General features: G+C 74.9%; 17 protein-coding genes. 1 reads left to right on the top strand and 16 read right to left on the bottom strand.

Going from position 1 to position 17,791, the window contains the following annotated elements:
* Positions 1-88: 88 nt before the first annotated feature.
* The 8 genes from ACLQ22_RS02770 to ACLQ22_RS02735 form a co-directional block, all read right to left on the bottom strand.
* Positions 89-1,603 carry a hypothetical protein gene (locus ACLQ22_RS02770; protein WP_425690896.1) on the bottom strand — a complete coding sequence of 505 codons (1,515 nt, stop codon included), beginning with the start codon at positions 1,601-1,603 and terminating at the stop codon, positions 89-91.
* Between the two features lie 121 nt (positions 1,604-1,724).
* Positions 1,725-2,834, bottom strand: a complete 1,110-nt coding sequence (locus ACLQ22_RS02765; protein WP_425690895.1) for a hypothetical protein — start codon at positions 2,832-2,834, stop codon at positions 1,725-1,727.
* A 91-nt stretch (positions 2,835-2,925) separates the two neighbouring features.
* Positions 2,926-3,345, bottom strand: coding sequence for a hypothetical protein (locus ACLQ22_RS02760; RefSeq protein WP_425690894.1), 420 nt, complete (start codon positions 3,343-3,345; stop codon positions 2,926-2,928).
* 300 nt (positions 3,346-3,645) lie between these two features.
* Positions 3,646-3,900 (bottom strand): zinc-ribbon domain-containing protein, encoded by a 255-nt coding sequence (locus ACLQ22_RS02755; RefSeq protein WP_425690893.1) that lies wholly within the window; start codon positions 3,898-3,900, stop codon positions 3,646-3,648.
* A gap of 70 nt (positions 3,901-3,970) precedes the next feature.
* Complete coding sequence (locus ACLQ22_RS02750; protein ID WP_425690892.1) at positions 3,971-4,849, bottom strand: SRPBCC family protein; 879 nt, start codon at positions 4,847-4,849, stop codon at positions 3,971-3,973.
* On the bottom strand, positions 4,842-5,399 hold the full coding sequence (locus tag ACLQ22_RS02745; RefSeq protein ID WP_425690891.1) for a helix-turn-helix domain-containing protein: 558 nt from the start codon (positions 5,397-5,399) through the stop codon (positions 4,842-4,844). The genes ACLQ22_RS02750 and ACLQ22_RS02745 overlap by 8 nt, the downstream gene beginning before the upstream one ends.
* Positions 5,400-5,486: 87 nt before the next feature.
* Positions 5,487-6,830 carry a class I SAM-dependent methyltransferase gene (locus ACLQ22_RS02740; protein ID WP_425690890.1) on the bottom strand — a complete coding sequence of 448 codons (1,344 nt, stop codon included), beginning with the start codon at positions 6,828-6,830 and terminating at the stop codon, positions 5,487-5,489.
* Positions 6,827-8,227 carry an FAD-binding oxidoreductase gene (locus tag ACLQ22_RS02735; RefSeq protein WP_425690889.1) on the bottom strand — a complete coding sequence of 467 codons (1,401 nt, stop codon included), beginning with the start codon at positions 8,225-8,227 and terminating at the stop codon, positions 6,827-6,829. Before ACLQ22_RS02735 ends, ACLQ22_RS02740 begins: the two co-directional genes overlap by 4 nt.
* 109 nt (positions 8,228-8,336) lie before the next feature.
* On the opposite strand from ACLQ22_RS02735, the gene ACLQ22_RS02730 reads away from it, so the two are divergent.
* Positions 8,337-8,621 carry a DUF427 domain-containing protein gene (locus ACLQ22_RS02730; protein WP_425690888.1) on the top strand — a complete coding sequence of 95 codons (285 nt, stop codon included), beginning with the start codon at positions 8,337-8,339 and terminating at the stop codon, positions 8,619-8,621.
* Between the two features lie 19 nt (positions 8,622-8,640).
* Here the strand turns inward: ACLQ22_RS02730 and ACLQ22_RS02725 are convergent, their stop codons facing one another.
* From ACLQ22_RS02725 to ACLQ22_RS02690, 8 genes are all read right to left on the bottom strand, one after another.
* Positions 8,641-9,105, bottom strand: a complete 465-nt coding sequence (locus ACLQ22_RS02725; protein WP_425690887.1) for a hypothetical protein — start codon at positions 9,103-9,105, stop codon at positions 8,641-8,643.
* A 511-nt stretch (positions 9,106-9,616) separates the two neighbouring features.
* Positions 9,617-11,578 (bottom strand): VWA domain-containing protein, encoded by a 1,962-nt coding sequence (locus ACLQ22_RS02720; RefSeq protein WP_425690886.1) that lies wholly within the window; start codon positions 11,576-11,578, stop codon positions 9,617-9,619.
* Between the two features lie 2 nt (positions 11,579-11,580).
* On the bottom strand, positions 11,581-13,035 hold the full coding sequence (locus tag ACLQ22_RS02715; RefSeq protein ID WP_425690885.1) for a magnesium chelatase: 1,455 nt from the start codon (positions 13,033-13,035) through the stop codon (positions 11,581-11,583).
* A gap of 71 nt (positions 13,036-13,106) precedes the next feature.
* The gene (locus ACLQ22_RS02710) at positions 13,107-14,183 is read right to left on the bottom strand and encodes a hypothetical protein (protein ID WP_425690884.1); all 1,077 of its coding nucleotides are present in this window, start codon (positions 14,181-14,183) and stop codon (positions 13,107-13,109) included.
* Between the two features lie 77 nt (positions 14,184-14,260).
* Positions 14,261-14,929, bottom strand: coding sequence for a response regulator transcription factor (locus ACLQ22_RS02705; protein WP_425690883.1), 669 nt, complete (start codon positions 14,927-14,929; stop codon positions 14,261-14,263).
* Positions 14,926-16,170, bottom strand: coding sequence for a sensor histidine kinase (locus ACLQ22_RS02700; RefSeq protein ID WP_425690882.1), 1,245 nt, complete (start codon positions 16,168-16,170; stop codon positions 14,926-14,928). The genes ACLQ22_RS02705 and ACLQ22_RS02700 overlap by 4 nt, the downstream gene beginning before the upstream one ends.
* Positions 16,171-16,293: 123 nt before the next feature.
* Positions 16,294-16,791, bottom strand: coding sequence for a hemerythrin domain-containing protein (locus ACLQ22_RS02695; RefSeq protein ID WP_425690881.1), 498 nt, complete (start codon positions 16,789-16,791; stop codon positions 16,294-16,296).
* 4 nt (positions 16,792-16,795) lie between these two features.
* Positions 16,796-17,764: an aldo/keto reductase gene (locus ACLQ22_RS02690; protein WP_425690880.1), complete on the bottom strand. Its 969-nt coding sequence runs from the start codon at positions 17,762-17,764 to the stop codon at positions 16,796-16,798.
* Positions 17,765-17,791 lie beyond the last annotated feature (27 nt).

Raw genomic sequence — 17,791 nt, 5'->3', positions numbered from 1 at the left:
GGTGGATGCTATCGGGGCTGCCACGGCGGGGAGACCCGTGCGCGCATAGGCGTCCGAGACGGGACAAGAGGGCGGCGGGTGCGGGTCGTCAGTGCCCCTCCGACGCGGGATCGTCGTCCGCGTTCCCGGCCTCGTCGCTGGCCGCGACCGGCGGTCCGCCGTGCGTCCAGGGCGTCTCATCGACCGCCGGGAACGCCCCCGCCGGCATGAACGCGTCCGACAGGGTCGTGTAGCAGAGCCGCTCCCCCACCTCGGGCACGCTGCCCGGCGGCGCGGTCAGCCCCCGGCCCATCCCCCCGGAGAGTTCCAGCACGACCTCGGTCTTGCCGTCCGCCGCCGGGGTGACGAAGACCACCCGGGCCTTCTGCGCCGGCCGGGCCGGCGAGTACAGCGTCGCGCCGACCGGCACGAGCACCGGCTCGGTGGTGACCAGCTGGATCCGGGGGCGCAGCACCGGCCGCTTGCCGGTGTCGTCCACCCGCTTCGGGTCCGCCAGGGTCACCTCGCCGACGAACGCCTCACCGGTCAGCCGGTGCTCCGCCATCACCAGCGGGTCGTCGTAGGCGCGCTGCACCGCGTAGGAGGTCAGGGCCCGTTCCAGCCGGTGCAGCCGCTGGGCGGCGGCGACCGCCCCGTCGCGGCGGGGCTGCGGCGCGCCGCCGGAGTCGACGTGTTCGGCGTAGCCGGTGAAGGCGTCCTTGTCGCCGTCCCACCGGCCGGCCACCCGGGCCCCTGGGGGCAGGCCACGCAGCAGCCCCACGCCGCGCCACATCAGCTCCCAGGTGGGCGCGAGCTGGTCGCGCAGCAGCCCCTCCAGCTCCGCGTACGCCCCGGCGCGCGCGACCGGGTCGTCCTCGGCGTCGGTGTACGCGGCGATGGCCGGGGCGAGCCACCGGTTGTCGAAGTCCGGGTCGGTGGCCGGGCCGGCGGGCGGGCAGGTCGCCGGGTCCTCGGCCCGGGCCGCCGCCTCGGCGCCGGTGAGCCCTGCGGGCGGGTCGATCCAGCCGAGCAGCGCCGGCAGGTGCAGGTCCTCCACCACGCTCTGCCCGGTGGCCCAGTGCAGGGCCAGCGCGTCGGTCATCGCCAGCAGCGCCGACGAGCCGGGATGCTCGGCCCGCTCGGCGAAGAAGGTCAGCCAGCGCCCGAGCACCGGCACCGACGGGTGCACCGGGTACTCCCCGTCGGGGCGGCGGAAGCGGGTGGAGCGGCCGAGCAGCCGCAGGAAGGTGATCCCGGCGGGGTTCGGCACCAGCAGCTGCGGGGCGTCGACGTGGCGGTAGCGCACGTCCCGGCCCCGGTCGACCGGCACCGCCTCGGAGACACCCCGGAACCCGTCCAGGTAGGGCAGCACGATCCCGGCCAGCTCGGCGGCGAACGCGAACCGCTGGTCGCGGTTGCGGGGCTGCGCCACGATCAGCAGCCGCGCCGCGTCCGGGGCGTCCCCGACCAGCGCCGCCAGCGGAGCGTTCGCCTCGCCGGCCATCGCCAGGGGCACCAGCACCAGCGGTCGCTCGGCCAGGTGCAGGTGCCGGACGGTGGCCACCGGCTGGGCCACCCCGGCGGCGAGCGCCTGGGCCCGGGCGAACGCGCGCAATGTGCTCACGCCGACCTGCCCGCACGGCCGGCGGCGGATGGTGGCCGCGCCGCTCGCCCCGGCCTCGCGAGTGAACCGGCGCGGGGCGGCGAGGGATCGGCCGGATGGTGGCGACGGGCGGCCGGCGTACTCATGCGGGGGTCCCGGTGAGGGCGTCGGCGCGCAGCCGGGCGGCGGCCCGCAGCAGCGCGGCGGCCTCCTCCTGCCCGGGCTCCGGCGTGCGCTCGCCGGCGGCCAGGGCCAGCACCTCGTCGACCTCCGCGACCCCGCCGAGCGCCTCCCGGACCGGCCGGCCCAGCGCCCCGGTGTGCCCACGCGCCTCGGTGCGGCAGAAGTACGCCAGCTCGCAGGCCGCCAGGCACTCGGGCGCGTAGCGGGCCGCCACCCCCGACAGCGCGGCGAGCAGCGCCGCGGGCTCGGCCGTCACGTCGGCGGTGAAATCCTCGGGCACGGCGGCCAGCAGCGCGTCGACCCGGGCCATCCGGTCGAGCTGGCGGCGCAGCACCAGCAGTTGCTTGCGCACGTCGACCAGGCTGGCCACCGGCTGGTTGGCGAAGTCGCGCGGGCAGACCAGCACCGCGTCGTGCGACACCAGCTCCGGGTCGTGGCCGGCGGCGGCGAGCAGCTCGCGCAGGGCCAGCACGTAGACGGCGGCCTGGATCGCGGCGGCGGACACCTTGGCCGGGTCGGCCTGGCCGTCGACCACCGGGAACGACTTGATCTCGACGACGTGGAACCGGCCGGCGAGCCGGGCGGCGACCAGGTCCGGCTCCAGGTGCACCCGGCGGCCGGCGACGTCCAGACCCAGCAGCGGGTGGTCGAACAGCGCGGCGCCATCGTCCGGCCCGCCGGGGGTCGCGCCGGTCAGCAGCGCGGCGGAGCGGCGGTGCCGGGCGGCCGTGTCGTCCTCGACGCCGTCGCCGAGGTCCGTCCAGCTCGCCGCCGCCGGCACCGGTACGCCCAGCCGCTCGGCGACCAGCCGCAGCAGCTCGGCCCCGCCGTCGGCCTTGACCTGCGCCTCGAACGCGTTGCCCCGGGTGATGGCGAACCGGGACTGCCCGAACCGGGCGGGAAATCCGATGCGCTCGGCCAGCTTCGGCTTGTCCACCCCCGCGCCGTCCAGCACGGCCCGCCGGGTGCAGCCCGGGTTGCCGGTCAGTGCGGCGATGGTGCGCGCGTTGTGCCGCCTCGGTGGCACGCCGCCGCGGATCGCGGCCAGTCGTTCCTCGGTGCTCGTCACGATCCGCCACGATAGGCGGTCGCCGCCGCCCGCGCCGGGTGCCGCCCCGGCCGGTGGCACCCGACGCGGGGCCGGGCCGGGCGGAACCGGCTCAGAGCAGGGTGGTGAACGGCCCCAGGACACCGCAGCAGATCAGCCCGAACACGCCCAACGTGAGCAGCGCGATGCTGTAGTTCGACCAGAGCCCGAACTTCGTCACGTCGGTGCCGTACCCGTCGTAGGCGCGGTTGCGCCAGCCACCGAAGCGGAACGACAGGTGGTAGGCGACGCCGGGATGGGCGACCAGTGCGGTGGTGATCAGCGGCAGGCCCATGAAGTCGGTGTACCGGACGTCGTGCGAGCCGGGAGGGATCACCACGTACCAGGTGCCCTCGCCGGGGATCGGCACCGTCTGGCCGCTGACCTTGAACTTGCTCGTGGTGGGGGCGGGCACGATGTACGGGCCACGGTTCACCGAGACGGCGAGCACCGCGTAGCCGGGCGGTGGCGCGATCGGGTGGGGGTACACCATCGGTGTCACGGGGCCGGGCATGTGCGGGTACGACGCATGAGGGGGGTACGACACCGCCACATCCTGGCACGGCCCCACCAGTCCGCCGAGGCTCGGCGGATCACGGACCGGTCAGCGCCCGGCGGAGCGGTTCCAGGGCGAACGGGGCAGGGCGGTGCCGGCCAGCGGTCGGCGGTCGCGGCGACGGCGGCGGCGTCCGGGGGTGCACGGCGGCCGGGAGACGGTGTGCACCGGGGCCGGCGCGGGCACGGCGGGCTGCCGGCCGATCAGCCAGCAGAGGAAACGGGCCATCGGTGGGGTTCAGCCGACCGGGAGGCGCTCGGCCTCGGACCGGGAAATCTCGTACTGGGCGCCGCAGAAGGTGCACTGCTGCACGTAGCGGGTGCGGATCGGGATGATCGGCACGAAGAACAGGCTGAACTTCGTCGATCGGCGCGTGATCACCTGCGCGGCGTGGTTGTGGCAGTTGCGGCAGACCTGCTGCACCACGCCGGACTGGGTGACCTTGGTCCGGAGCCCGAAGATGAAGAACATCGCCCCCCAGTACCCACCCATCGCCCGTCTATCACCTGCGACTTCCGACGGCCTCGGGCGCGCTCCGGTCGGAGCGCGCCCGGGGCGTACGTCAGCTCGTCGCCTTCGCGGGCGCGGGTTCCAGGCCCGGCACCTCCGCGGGGAGCCAGATCGGCTGCCAGTCCGCCATCTCGTGGAAGCGGCGCAGCTCGAACAGCCCCGAGAGCGACCCCGCCCAGGCCCCGTACGGGGGGTTCTGCTCGTCGAAGCCGGACTGCACGAAGGTCAGCTTCGTCTTCCCCTGCGACTCGGCCAGCTCCCAGGTGCTGACGCCGGTCGGCCCCCAGTCCACCGACAACTTCCGGCCGGGCTCCAGGTCGACGACCTTGGCCGCGTAGCCGTGCTCGAAGCCGCCCATGGCGTAGCGGCCGCCGACCCAGGGCTCGATGCCGATCGGGTAGCCGAACCAGGCGCTGGCCTGCTCGGAGTCGGTCAGCGACTCGAACACCTTCGCCGCCGGCGCGTCGATCAGCAGCTCGCCGCGCAGCTCGGCGGAGGTGAAGTCGACCTTCGGCAGCAGCGGCTGGCCCTCCAGGTGGGCGGCCAGGTTGGCGATCGACAGGCTCCAGAAGGTCTGGAGCACGCCCCGGATGGTGCTGCCGCTCATCGCCTCGGCGAAGTCGAAGTGGCTCTGGGTCAGCGTCAGCACGGTGGTGTCGGGGCCCTCCGCGCGCAGGGCGAACTCGGTGGTGGTCTCGACGCCGTCGAGCAGCCAGGTGAAGCGCAGCGTGTCGTCGTCGGCGTGCAACAACCGCTGGTGCGGCGCGTCGCCTTCCGGGGTGTACCGGCCCCAGAACTCGTACCGCCGCGGCAGCTCGACCTCGACGTGCTCGGCGAGCCAGCGGCGCAGCTCGGCCGGGTCGGTCAGGGCGCGGCGGACAGTCGCGACGGGCGCGGCGAGGCGTACGGGCAGCTTCATCGGTTCACTCACGGTCTTTCCCCTTCGGATAGCAGGCCACGGCGAGCTTGAAGGCGTCGCCCTCGGCGCCCCCGTAGCGCGTGAACAGGTCCTGCAGAGCGGTCTGCAGGTCGTGCAGGAACTGCTGGCGTTGTTCCGCCGGCACCCGGATCTCGCCGGCGACCCCGATCGAGGGGAGCTCGGGGGCGGCGCGGTCCAGCCCGGCGATGTCCTCCTGGACCTCCTCCATCAGGTCCAGCAGGTAGCCGAGGCTCAGCTCGTCGCGGGCGCGGCGCAGGCCGATCCGCCCGACCAGGCGGGGGGACAGCCAGTAGGAGCGGGCGGCGGCCTGGTAGATGCCCTCCGTGATGCCCCGGACCTTGCGCTCGTTGACCAGCTCGACCAGGCCGGCGGCGACGAGCTGCTTGACGTGGTAGTAGACGCGCTGCGGCGTCTGCTCCAGCCGGGTGGCGACCTCGGTGCAGGTGCGGGGCTCGGCCAGTTGCCGCAGCACCTCGACGCGCTGCGGCTTGAGCAGGACCTCGGCCTGCTCGATCTGTTCCAGGTACAGGACGTCTCTCATGGCAAAATCAGTTTGTACGTACAAAATTTGTTTGTCAATGGCTTCGCCGGAAGCCGCGCCGACGGGCGGCGCGGCTGTCGGCGCGGGTCAGGGCAGCCAGTCGGGGCGCAGCGGGTAGCCGCTCGCCCCCTCCGGGCCGTTGCGGGTGGCCAGCACCTGGTGCAGCTGGATGCCGTTGCGCTCGAACGCCAACCGGGACCCGGCCATGTAGAGGCCCCACACCCGGGCCGTGCCCGGCCCCACCTCCGAGACGCAGGAGTCCCAGTGCGTCACGAGGTTGCGGCACCAGGCGGCCAGGGTCAGCGCGTAGTGCAGCCGCAGGTTCTCCTCGTGCTGCACCTCCAGCCCGACGTCGTGGATCTCGCCGACCACGCGCCCCGGGCCGGCCAGCTCCCCGTCGGGGAAGACGTAGCGGTCGATGAACGCGCCCGAGCGGTGCGGCGCGCGGTTGTCGGCGCGCGTGATGCAGTGGTTGAGCAGCCGACCGTCCGGCCGCAGCCGGTCGGACAGGGCGCCGAAGTAGGCCGGATAGTTGCGTACCCCGATGTGCTCGGTCAGGCCGATCGAGGAGACCGCGTCGAACTGCTCGCGCGGCGCGTCCCGGTAGTCGAGGTGGCGCACCTCGGCCAGGCCGGTCAGCCCCTCCCGCTCGATCGCCGCCCGGGCCCACTCGGCCTGCGCCCGGGACAGGGTCACCCCCAGCGCCTTCACGCCGTACTCGCGGGCCGCGTGCCGGACCATGCCGCCCCACCCGCAGCCCACGTCGAGCAGCCGCATCCCCGCCTTGAGCGCCAGCTTCTGCGCCACCAGGTCGTACTTGGCCGCCTGCGCCTGCTCCAGCGTGTCGTCGGGCGAGCGGAAGACCGCGCAGGTGTACGTCATCGACGGGCCGAGCACCTTCTCGTAGAAGGCGTTCGAGACGTCGTAGTGGTGGGAGATCGCGGTGCTGTCCCGGGTGCGGGAGTGCCGCAGCCCGTTCACCAGGCGCTTCCAGCGCGGCAGCGCCTCCTGCGGCGGGGGCGGCGGCGGCATCAGCCGCTCCCAGCCCAGCCCGCGCACGAGGGCCAGCCCTTCGGCCAGCGACGGCGTACGCAGCCGCAGCTCGTCCTTGAGCACCCGCAACGCCTCGTACGGGTCGCCGGGGTGCACCCCCTGCAACGCCAGGTCGCCGCCGACGTACGCCCGGGCCATGCCCAGGTCGCCCGGGGCGGTGAGCAGGTACGTCAGGCCCCGCTCGGAACGGATCGACAGGGTGATCCCGGCGTCGGCCGGGCCCACCGCGCTGCCGTCGTACCCGGTGACCCGCACCGGCAGGGCACCGGTGGTCAACGCGCGGACGACGTCCGCCACGGTCGGACCCGGGCGCCGGCTCCCCGCCGGCGGGCTGGCGGGAGCGCTCGCCGCCCCCTGGTCTCGATCGGTCAGGCTCATGCTCGTGCTACCGCCTTCTCGTACAGTCCGGTGAGCCGGTGGTCCGGGTCGTAGCGGTCCCTGACCGCGCGCCACGTCGCGCCGCCGTAGAGCCGGTCGAACGATTCCCGGTCGTAGTACGCGTCGGAGTAGAGCGACTTGTGGCCGCCCGACTCCGACACCATGCGCTCGATCGCGCGGTTGACGTCGCCGTCGGCGGCGCCCTCCGCGATCGGCACGCTGCCCCAGAAGCCGACGTTGACGTAGTTCTGCCCGGCCCGGAGCGGATAGAGCGGCCAGGCCCGGGCCGATCCCGGACCGGAGGGCTCACGAAGCCGCAAAGGGCAGAGCCAGACCGGGGTCATCCCGACGGTGCGGGCGAACCAGCGCAGGAACTCGGCCATCCGCTCCAGCGGGATCTCCACGTCCTGCACCACCCGCTCGCGCGCCGGTTGGCCGCGCAGGCGGTCGATCCGGGCGGCCACGCCGTGACGGTGCTCCAACCGGACCAGCCGGTGGTAGACGTCGCTGCGCCGCCACCGCGCCGGCCACACCCGCCGCAGCACCGGGTGCTGCACGCCGAACGCCGCCGAGCACCAGAACCAGTCGGTGTCCCAGCGCCAGAGATAGTCGTACGTGGTCAGTGCGTCGTGCGTGCGCCGGCGCAGCGAGCGGTAGTAGATGTCCTGGCCCGTGTAGTCGCTGGCCGGCGGCGCGTCGTCGGTGAAGGTGCCGAGCACCAGGTACGCCTCGCCGGGGCTGAACATCACCCCGTCCATCGCGTCCACCGCTTCCCCCGCCCAGGACCGGGTCGCCGTGACCTCGGCGAGCGCGTCGGCGAGCGCCTCCAGCCGGGTGAACCGGACGTTGCGCAGGGCCACGAAGCGGCGTACCGGCTGGAGCTCGATGCGCAGCCGGGTGGCGTAGCCCAGGCTGCCCAGCGAGTTGGGGAACGCCGCGAAGAGGTCGGCGTGCTCCCCCTCCGGACGGGCGGTGACGATCCCGCCGGACCCGGTGAGCACGTCCATCTCGACCACCGACTCGTGCGGCAGTCCGTTGCGGAACGACGTCGACTCGATGCCGAGCCCGGTCACGGCCCCGCCGAGGGTGATGGTGCGCAACTGCGGCACCACCAGCGGCATCAGCCCGTGCGGCAGGGTCGCGTCGACCAGGTCCTCGTAGGTGCACATGCCCTGCACGTCGGCCGTGCGGGCGACCGGGTCCACGGCGAGCACGCCCGTGAGCCCGCTGACGTCCAGGCCCGGTGCGCGCGGGGCGGACCGGGGACGGAACAGGTTGGAGGTGCGCTTGGCCAGCCGCACCGGTTCGCCCGCGGGCACCGCCGCGTACGACTGTCGCAACCGGGCCACCGCACCGTCGTGGTCGACCGGATGATGATCCACACGGACCGCACACATGCGATCACTGTACGCGCCAGGAAGCCCACAGCGGGGGACGTCCACCGGCGTGCTCTCGGCCCCGTCGATCGACTGGCCGTCGCCGATCCGCCGGCATAGCGTGGGAGCCATGCCGAGAGCCGTCTGGAACGACCTGGTCGTGGCCGAGAGCGACGACACCGTGCTGGTCGAGGGGAACCACTACTTCCCGCGCGCCGCCCTGCGCGCCGACCTGATCCGCGAGTCCGACACGCACACCGTCTGCCCGTGGAAGGGCACCGCGTCCTACTACAACCTGGAACACGACGGCCGGACCAGCGCCGACGCGGTCTGGTACTACCCGGAGCCGAAGCCGGAGGCGGAGATGGTCCGCGACCGGGTCGCCTTCTGGAAGGACGTCCGGGTCGTCGACTGACGCGCCCCCGGCGCGCCCCTCAGCCGGCGCGCAGCATGCGCAGCTGGGCCAGGTGCTTCGGCAGGTGGACGCGGGCGTGCAGGTCGAGGGTGCGGCCCCAGGGCAACGGCTCGTCGACGACGAGGTCGAAGCCCTCCCGCAGGTGGGTGTCGACCGGGGTCTGCGCCGCCGCACCGAGCCGCTCGGTCAGCGCGCAGAGCTTCTGGCTGGTGGCCCGCAGCAGGGTGGCCAGCCCGGCCAGCCCGCCGCACTCGACGACCAGCGCGTCCACCTGCGGGCGGTGGATGGTCTCCAGGTCGTAGTACGCGAACGGCGCGCCGGCGATGACCGCCTCGGTCGCCTCCGTCATCAGCTCGTCGTTGGCGGCGAGGTGCGCGACGATCTGCTCGGCGCTCAGCTGCCCGGTCGGCGGTGGCCCGAACCCGCCCGCGTCGACCTCCGCGAGCACCTCCGCGTACGCCCCCCGCAAAGCCCCGCTGTCCATGTCCCCAGTCAATCCCGGCCCGCGCCGTCCGACCCGGCGTTCCCGCGGACGGTTCACCCGGAAGGGACCGGCCGGACACGCATGCGGGACGCCACCGGCCGGAGGGGCTGAGCGGACGCTGTCGAGCTGCCCCGTCGATAGGACCACGAGCGGCGGGCCGGAAGAACTCGGCAGGCGACGCGCGTCGGCGCTCCTCGTTCGACTCGCGGGTCTCGCCGGACCGATCCGTTGCTTCGGACGAGGTCCCAGGTCGGCACGGCCTCCCGCCCCGGACGAAGCCTCTGGCCGGCACAGCCCCCGAGGCACGCCCGCATCGGCACGATCGGCCCCGAACGGGTCCGCGGCATCGGCAGGGGCCGTGGTCTCACCAATGGGGCAGCTCGACAGCGTCCAAGGCGCAACGCCCCAAGGCCGGACGCACCCAAGGTCCCGGCACGCCCCAAGGCCCGGCACGCTTCAAGGCACGACAGCGCCCGAAGCCCGAGGACACCCAAAGCACGAATCCGCCAGTTCAGCGCCGGCGCGGCTGCCGGGTGCGCAGGTAGTCGGAGACCACGTACTCGCCGAGGTCCTCCAGGTCCGGGGTGAACATGCGGCCCTTCGAGCGGCGGGCCACGGCGTCGACGAACCGGCGCAGGCCGGGATCGTCGCCGAGCATGAACAGGTTGAGCGTGGCGCCGTAGCGGGTGAGCCGGTCCACCTCGCGTACGGTCGCCTCGATCGTCTCCGGCAGCGGCGGCCAGTGGAACAGCGCCTCCCCGTCGTCCGGGTCCAGGTGGGCGGTCGGCTCCCCGTCGGTGACCACCAGCACCACCGGCTCGGCGTCCGGGTGCCGCCGCAGGTGCCGGGCGGCCAGCCGCAACGCGTGCTGGAGGTTCGTGCCCTGCCGCAGGTCGGGCTCGACGGCGGCCAGCTCTAGCTGGGTCAGCGGCAGCGCCTCCAGGCCGAAGCCGACGATCTGCAACGCGTCCTGGGGAAACCGGGTGGCCATCAGGTGCGCCAGCGCCAGCGCCGTCTGCTTCATCGGGCCCCACCGGCCCTGGGAGATCATCGAGTAGGAGAGGTCGACGCAGAGCACCACCGCCGCCGAGGCCCGCCGCTCGGTCTCCACCACCTCGAAGTCCTCGACGGCCAACCGCACCGGCACGCCGGAGCCGGCGCGGCGGACCGCCCGGGTCAGCGTCCGCACCACGTCGAGGGGCTGCTCGTCGCCGTACTCCCACGGCCGGGAGCCGCCGCTGACCTCGCCGGCGGCGCCCGCCGAGCGCAGGTCGTGCTGGCCGCGCGGCCCGGCCGTCAGGTCGGCGAAGACGCGCCGCAGCGCCGTGCCGCCGAGCCGGCGCAGCGCCTTCGGGCTCAGGGTCAGCCCGTCGGCGTCCCGGCTCACCCAACCCTGCCGGCGCAGCTCCCGCTCCAGCTCCCGCAGCCGGCGTACGTCGTCGGCGGCGTCGCGGCCCAGCGTCCGGGCCACCGCGTCGACGTCGACGTCGTCCAGGGTGGCCCCCGGATGCTCCTGGTCGAGCTGGTCCAGCAGCTCGTCCAGCTCGGCGATCTCGCCGAGCGCCCCGGCGGCCTCGCCGTAGCCGAGGGGCCGTTCGCCGCGCACCCGCTCGCCCGGGCCCCGGTGCAGGTCGGGGCGGAGGGCGCGGAGGTTGGCGTCCAGCGCGGACAGCTCCCCGGCGAGCCGGTCGCCGAGCGACTGCCGCATCAGGTCGGCCAGCTCCTCGCGCTGGCGGTCGGACAGCGAGCGCATCAGCCGCTCGCCGGCGGCGGACCGCCGGGCCAGCACGTCGACCAGTTCGTCGACGTCGGCCGGCTGCTCGGGGAAGAACGCGCCGTGCCGGCGCATGAACTCGGCGAAGGCGTCGGTGGTGTCCTCCGACCGGGCGTGCCGGGCCAGCAGGTCGTTGAGGTCGCGCATCATCTCGGCCAGCCGCTGCTGCGCGGCCGGGTCCGCCGAGGCGCGCACCGCGTCGCGCAGCCCGGCGAAGCGCTGGCCGAGCACGTCGTCGCGCAGCCCGTCGAGGATCCGCTGGTACGTCCGGCGGGCCTCGTCGCTGGTCCAGCGATAACCGGTCAGCTCCGCCACGGCGCGGGCCGTCGAGCGGGGCAGGTTGTCCAGCACCGCCTCGGCGAACCGCGCGTCGTCGTCGTCGCGCCCGCGCAGCTCGTCCCGCTCGGCGGCGAGCGCCTGGTCGAGCAGGGCCCGGGCCCGGGTGACCGCCCCGTCCAGGTCGCCCCGGCGCAACGCCTCCCGACGCAGCCGCCTGGCTCGGGCGGCGAGGTCGTCGAGGCCGCCGCGCCCCTGGGGCTGGGGCCCCTGCCGCAGCAGGCCCCGCAGCGCCTCCCGGAGGCTGCCGCCGGCGAGCACCTCGGCACCGACGGCGTCCACCGCCCCCCGCACGTCGTACGGGGGCGCGAGCGGGTCGGGGCCGCCCCGCCACTGCCCGTACCGGAACCGGTCGCCGGCCATGCTCAGGCCCGGCCGCCGTAGCGGGTCCGGCCGGAGTCGGTGACGTCCTTGCCGAGCCGGCGGGTCAGGTGCAGCCCCTCCAGGACGAACTCCACGCCGGCCGCGACCTGCTCCGGGGTGGGCGCGTCGCCCAGCCCGAGCCGGTCCAGCGCCTTGGCCAGGCCGGGAACGGTGCCCACCTGGCGCAGCAACTCGGCGGAGCCGACCAGCTCCCCGGTCTCGATCACCGCGTCGTCGTCGACCAGCGCGGTGAAGCCGGAGAGGTCCAGCCCGGCCAGCCGGGACCGGAACGTGTCGGCGGTCGCGGTCCGCAGCAGGTGGCCGAGGATCTCGACCTCCCGGCCCTCCTCGCCGCTCTCGAACTCGACCTTGCCGCGCAGGGTCGACGTCACCGGCACCGCGTCGCCGACCCGGGCGACCGGCGCCTCCGGGCGCACCCCCTCGGCGGGCTCCACCGCGGCGAGCAGGCCGGCGCGGCGCAGCGCGGCGGCGGCAACCGTCTCGGCGGCGGCGATGGCGAACCGGGCGGAGACCCCGGAGCGCGGGTCCACCGACGGCGACTCGCGCACCGCGCGGGCGAACCGCGCGAGGACCTCCAGCACGTGCTCCGGCACCTCGGCGACCAGGTCGGCCTCCTGCCGGATCAGGGCCAGCTCCAGGTCGAGGTCGACCGGGTAGTGGGTGCGGACCTCGGCGCCGAAGCGGTCCTTCAGCGGGGTGATGATCCGGCCCCGGTTGGTGTAGTCCTCCGGGTTGGCGCTGGCCACCAGGAACAGGTCCAGCGGCAGCCGCAGCTGGTAGCCGCGGACCTGGATGTCCCGCTCCTCCAGCACGTTGAGCAGCGCCACCTGGATCCGCTCGGCCAGGTCGGGCAGCTCGTTGACGGCGAAGATGCCCCGGTTGGTGCGCGGGACCAGGCCGAAGTGGATGGTCTCCGGGTCGCCGAGGGTGCGTCCCTGGGCGATGCGGATCGGGTCGACGTCGCCGATCAGGTCGCCGACGCTGGTGTCGGGGGTGGCCAGCTTCTCGCCGTAGCGCATCGAGCGGTGCAGCCACGCCACCGGCAGGTCGTCGCCGGCCTCGGCGACCAGCGCCCGCGTGCCCGGCGTGAGCGGGTGCAGCGGATGCTCGTTGAGCACCGAGCCGACGATCACCGGGGTCCACTCGTCGAGCAGGCCGACGAGGGAGCGGATGAGCCGGGTCTTGCCCTGGCCCCGCTCGCCCAGCAGCACCATGTCGTGCCCGGCGAGCAGGGCCCGCTCGACCTCGGGCAGCACCGTGTCGTCGTAGCCGACGATGCCGGGAAAGCGGTCGGCGCCGGAACGCATCCGGGCCAGGAGGTTGTCGCGGAGTTCCTGCTTGACCGTGCGGTACGCGTGGCCGGCCGCCCGCAGCTCGCCGAGCGTGCCAGGCAGGTCGGCCGGTGGGGCCGGGGTAACCGGGGAAGGCGCAGTCACCCGACCAACGCTAGCTCACGAAAGCGGGGGCGCCCGGTCCGTCGACCGGGCACCCCCGCCGGGGGTACGGCTCAGCCGCGCCCGCAGCGCCGGCAGGCGCCCCGGCGGCGCAGGTGGTACGCGTACGTGGCGGCGCCGAGCGCGACGCCCCAGACCGGCCAGAGCAGCATCGGCGCGGTGGCCAGGCTGAGCCCGGCGGAGAAGTCCCAGAAGTCGGGGGCGGCGAGCAGGCCGAGGCTCGCCGCGGTGACCGCCACCGCGACCAGCGTCGCCGGGACGACGGCCAGCCCGACCGGCACCGGCCGCCCGGCCAGGCCCACCATCCAGCGCGGGAACCGTTCCCCCCACCGCTGCACCAGCCCGAGGGTGAGGACGGCGCCCACCAGGGCGAAGCCGCCCAGCCCGGCGCCCGCCCAGACCAGCCCGGACTCGCGCATCTCGTCGAGGAACGACCGTTCGATGCCGAGCGGGACGCCGACCGCCCAGGCGAGCCGGGTGACCGCGTACAGGGCGGGGATGGTGGCCGCGGTCCAGGCCGCCACGCGCCCCCAGCGGGCCGCCGAGGTGGGCGTGGTCCGGCCCTGGTCGGTGCCGTCGCGCCCGCACGCCGGGCAGGCGTCGGCGGTGCGCCGCTGCCAGCGCAGCACCGCCCCGGCCAGCAGCACCCCGCCGACCACGGCCGCGAACCGGGCGAACAACGCCCAGGTGAACACGTCGGCGTAGTCCACCGGCGGCCAGCCGAACGGCGCGCCGACGATCAGGATCGGGGTGTAGCCGAGGATGGTCAGCACCCCCACGTCCGGCACGACGACGGCGAGCAGGAAGACGACCGTCCAGGCGTACGCCAGCAGCAGGGTGCGCAGCGGTCGGGCCGGGCGGCGGGCCGGCCCGGTCATGGCGAGCGCGGCCACCGCGGCGCCGAGCAGCAGCACGGCGAACAGGGGTGGCCCGACGTCGGTCGGGACCAGCCGGAGCAGGTTGGCCTCGCCGCCGCGCGGATCGTTCGCCCCGAACGGGTAGCCGGCGCCGGTGACGCCGCAGAGCAGGGCGAGCAGGCCCCAGAGGCCGAGCCAGCCGGCGGCCAGCGGGGCGAGCCGGTCCGGCCGGCCCGGGGCCGGGCGGTGGGTGGGAGCGGTGGTCGTCGTCATGCTTCCCAGCCTCGGCCGACGGGCCGCGTACGCCCTCCCGTGCGGCGGTGAACCGGCTCCCCCTCGGGAGGGAACGCTCAGCCCGACGGGGTGACGAACCCCGACTCGTACGCTGCGATCACCGCCTGGGTGCGGTCGCGTACGCCGAGCTTGGCCAGCACGTTGCCGACGTGGGTCTTCACGGTCTCCACCCCGACCACGAGGTGCGCGGCGATCTCCGGGTTGGACAGTCCGGTGGTCATCAGCCGGAGCACCTCGGCCTCCCGGTCGGTGAGCCGGGCGGCCGCCAGCCGGTCGGCGCCCCGCCCCCCGTACGCCCCGGCGAGGCGGCGGATGGCGGCGGGGAAGAGCAGCGACTCGCCCCGCGCGACCACCCGGACCGCCTCCACCACCTCGGTGGGCCGGGCCCGCTTGAGCAGGAACCCGCTGGCCCCGGCGCGGAGCGCGTCGTAGACGTACTCGTCGTTCTCGAAGGTGGTGACCACCAGCACCCGGGGCGGGTCGGCGGAGGTGGCGAGCAGCCGCCGGGTGGCCTGGATGCCGTCGATGCCGGGCATCCGCACGTCCATCAGCACCACCCGGGGGCGCAGCCGGGCGACCAGCGGCGGCACCTCCGCGCCGTCGGTGGCCTCGCCGAGCACCCGCAGGTCGGGCTGGGCGTCGAGGATGGCCCGCAGCCCGACCCGGATCAGCTCGTCGTCGTCGACGATCAGCACGCCCGTGGTCGTCGCGGTTCCGGTCGTCATGGGGTCCTCTCGAACGGCAGTCGCACCCGGATGCGCCAGTGGTCGCCGTCCGGCCCGACGGTCAGCCGGCCGCCGAGCAGCAGCACCCGCTCCCGCATCCCGTCCAGGCCCCGGCCGCCCCGCCCCGGGTCGGCGCGGCGGCGCCGGCCCACCGCGTTCTCCAGCTCCAGCTCCAGCGCGTCGGCGTGCACGTCGAGGCGCAGCGCGACCGGTCCGCGACCGTACCGGGCCGCGTTGGTCAGCCCCTCCTGGACGATCCGGTAGCCCTCCCGGGAGACCGCCGCCGGCAGGTCGGCCGGGTCGCCGGTGCGCCGGGCGTCGACCGGCAGGCCCGCCGCGCGGGTGTCGGCCACCAGCCGGTCCAGGTCGGCGAGCGTACGCTGCGGCGCCGGCGCGGCCCGCCGGCCGTCGGGCTCGCGGAGCAGGCCCAGCACGTGGTCCAGGTCGTCCATGGCGGTCCGCCCGGCCTCCTCGATCGCGCCCAGCGCGCGCCGGACGAACTCCGGGTCCCGGTCGAGCAGCTCGCGGGCGGCCCCGGCCTGGAGGGTGGCGACGGTGAGGGCGTGGCCCACCGAGTCGTGCAGCTCCCGGGCCAGCCGGTTGCGTTCGGCGAGCCGGGTGGTGCGCGCCTCCAGGGCCGCGATCCGTTCCGCCTGGGCCGGGCCGAGCAGCACCGGGGCCATCGACACCGCCAGCGCGCCCAGCCCGGCCACGGCGTAACCGAGCGCCACCAGCACGACGACGCCGGCGAGGGTCAGCCAGCCGGTGTCCCGCCCGTCGAACGGCCCGAGCCGGTCGCCGCCGGTCATTCCGGTGTCCAGCCCGAACTGCTGCCCGATGAAGGCCAGCGCCATCGGCACGGCGCTGAACAGGGCGGCCACCACCAGTCCGCCGCTGACCAGGTGCAGCCCGATCCAGAGCGCCGAGCGCAGCCGGGTCTCCCGGTCGACGGCGTGCCCGGGCGCCGGGTCCGGCAGGTCGACGCCGAGCAGGGCCCGCGCGGCGGCGATCTCCAACGCGCGGGGGCCGTCGAGGAAGACCGGCACCGCCGCGATGGTCGCCGCGACGCCGAGCAGGGCCAGCACCAGCGGCCGGGGCACGTCCGACCGGGTCAGCATCTGGGCAAAGGCCACCGCGAGCAGCACGTACGGCAGCACGAGCACCCCGCCGAGCAGCAGGAACACGCCGCGCCGCCAGGTGCTGCCGGCCGTCAGCGGGGCGAGGACCGTGCGGGGCTTCACCCGCCCATTCTGTCCCGGTCACGCCCCGCGCCGACTCCCCCGCGTCGGGGAGATCGGCGGCCCGGCCGGTCCGCACCACGGCGGGTCGGTTCGTTCACGACCGCCGTCCGACCGGTCGGGAAGTCAGCGGTGCTCGTCGACGTAGCGCTGCGGGTCCTTGTCGGCGAAGGCCAGGTCGCGGCCGGACTTGTGCTCGCCGTGGAAGGTCAGCCAGCGGCGGCCCAGCTCGGCCCGCAGCTCGACGCTCGCGTGCCGGCGGAAGTCGGGCAGCGCGTCGTCCTCCTCCTCGGCGAGGTGCTCGCTGTTCTCCCGGCGGGCGGTACGCACCGCCGCCCACCACTCGTCGGAGCCCACCGGGTGCAGCTTGGACTCGGCGACGGCGTCGCGGATCTTGTTGTGGTCGCCGATCGCGTCGACGGTCTCGGCCTCGCCGTCGTCGCCGTGGCGCACCAGGTGCGGGTAGAGGATCGCCTCCTCCGCCTCGGCGTGCACGTCCAGGTGCAGGGCGAGCGCGTCCCAGATCGCCAGCAGCTCGTGCTCGTCGCGGGCGTCGTCGAGGCGGGCGAAGCCCCGTCGGAAGGCCGCGTGGTCGTCGAGGATCAGTGCGGTGATGTCGTCCATCGGCTCACTTTCCGGTGCGGGCCCGGAGCAGGCGGGGCGCCGCCGCGAGCCCGGTGATCGGGCGGAACTCCCTGGCCGCCCGGGCGAGCGCGGCGTGCTCGTCGTCGGCCAGGTCGATGTCGGCGGCCGCCGCGTTGCGCTCGACCTGTTCCACGCCGGACGCGCCGGGGATGGCCAGCACGTTCGGGTGGCGCAGCAGGTAGGCGAGGGCGATCTGGCTGGGGGTGGCGTCGTGCGCGTCGGCCACCTGCCGCAGGGTCTCGATCAGCGTCGCGCCGCGCTCCAGGTTCACCGGCAGGAAGTACGGGTTGGCCCGGCGCACCGCCCCGCTCGGCGGGTTCTTCGCGTCGTACCGGCCGGAGAGGAAGCCCTGGGCCAGCGGGCTGTACGCGATGACCAGGCGGCCGGCCTGCTTCGCGTACGGCAGCAGGTCGTGCTCGGGCCCGCGGTCGACCATGCTGTAGCGGACCTGGTTGCTCAGCACCCGCCGGCCGAGCGCCGCCTCGGCAACCTGCCAGCGGCGCAGGCCGTAGTTGCTGACGCCGACCTCGCCGACCAGCCCGACGTCCTGCAACGCGCGCATGCCGCGCATGGTGGTGTGGTCGGCGACCAGCGGGTTGGCCTGGTGCACCTGGTAGAGGTCGAGGTGGGTGACGCCGAGCCGGGCGGCCGAGGCGACCGCCCGCTGCTGCACCACCGGGGCGACCGGCAGGATCGGCAGGATCTTGGTGGCGAGCACGACCTTCGGCCGGTCGTCGCCGAGCGCCTCGCCGAGGATCCGCTCGCTGCGGCCGAAGCCGTACAGCTCGGCGGTGTCGAAGACGGTGATGCCGAGGTCGACGGCGCGCCGGACGATGTCGGCGGCCCGGCGCTCATACTCGGGGCCGTAGCCCCACTCCCGGGACCCGAACTGCCAGGTGCCGAGGCCGATCTTGGACAGGGGCTTGGGGGTGTCGAGCGGGACGAAACGCATGGTCCCGAAACTACCCCGGCGTCCGTT

The organism is Micromonospora sp. DT178 (assembly GCF_049841695.1).
Taxonomy (GTDB): Bacteria; Actinomycetota; Actinomycetes; order Mycobacteriales; family Micromonosporaceae; genus Micromonospora.
This window is presented reverse-complemented; position numbering and strand designations above follow the sequence as displayed.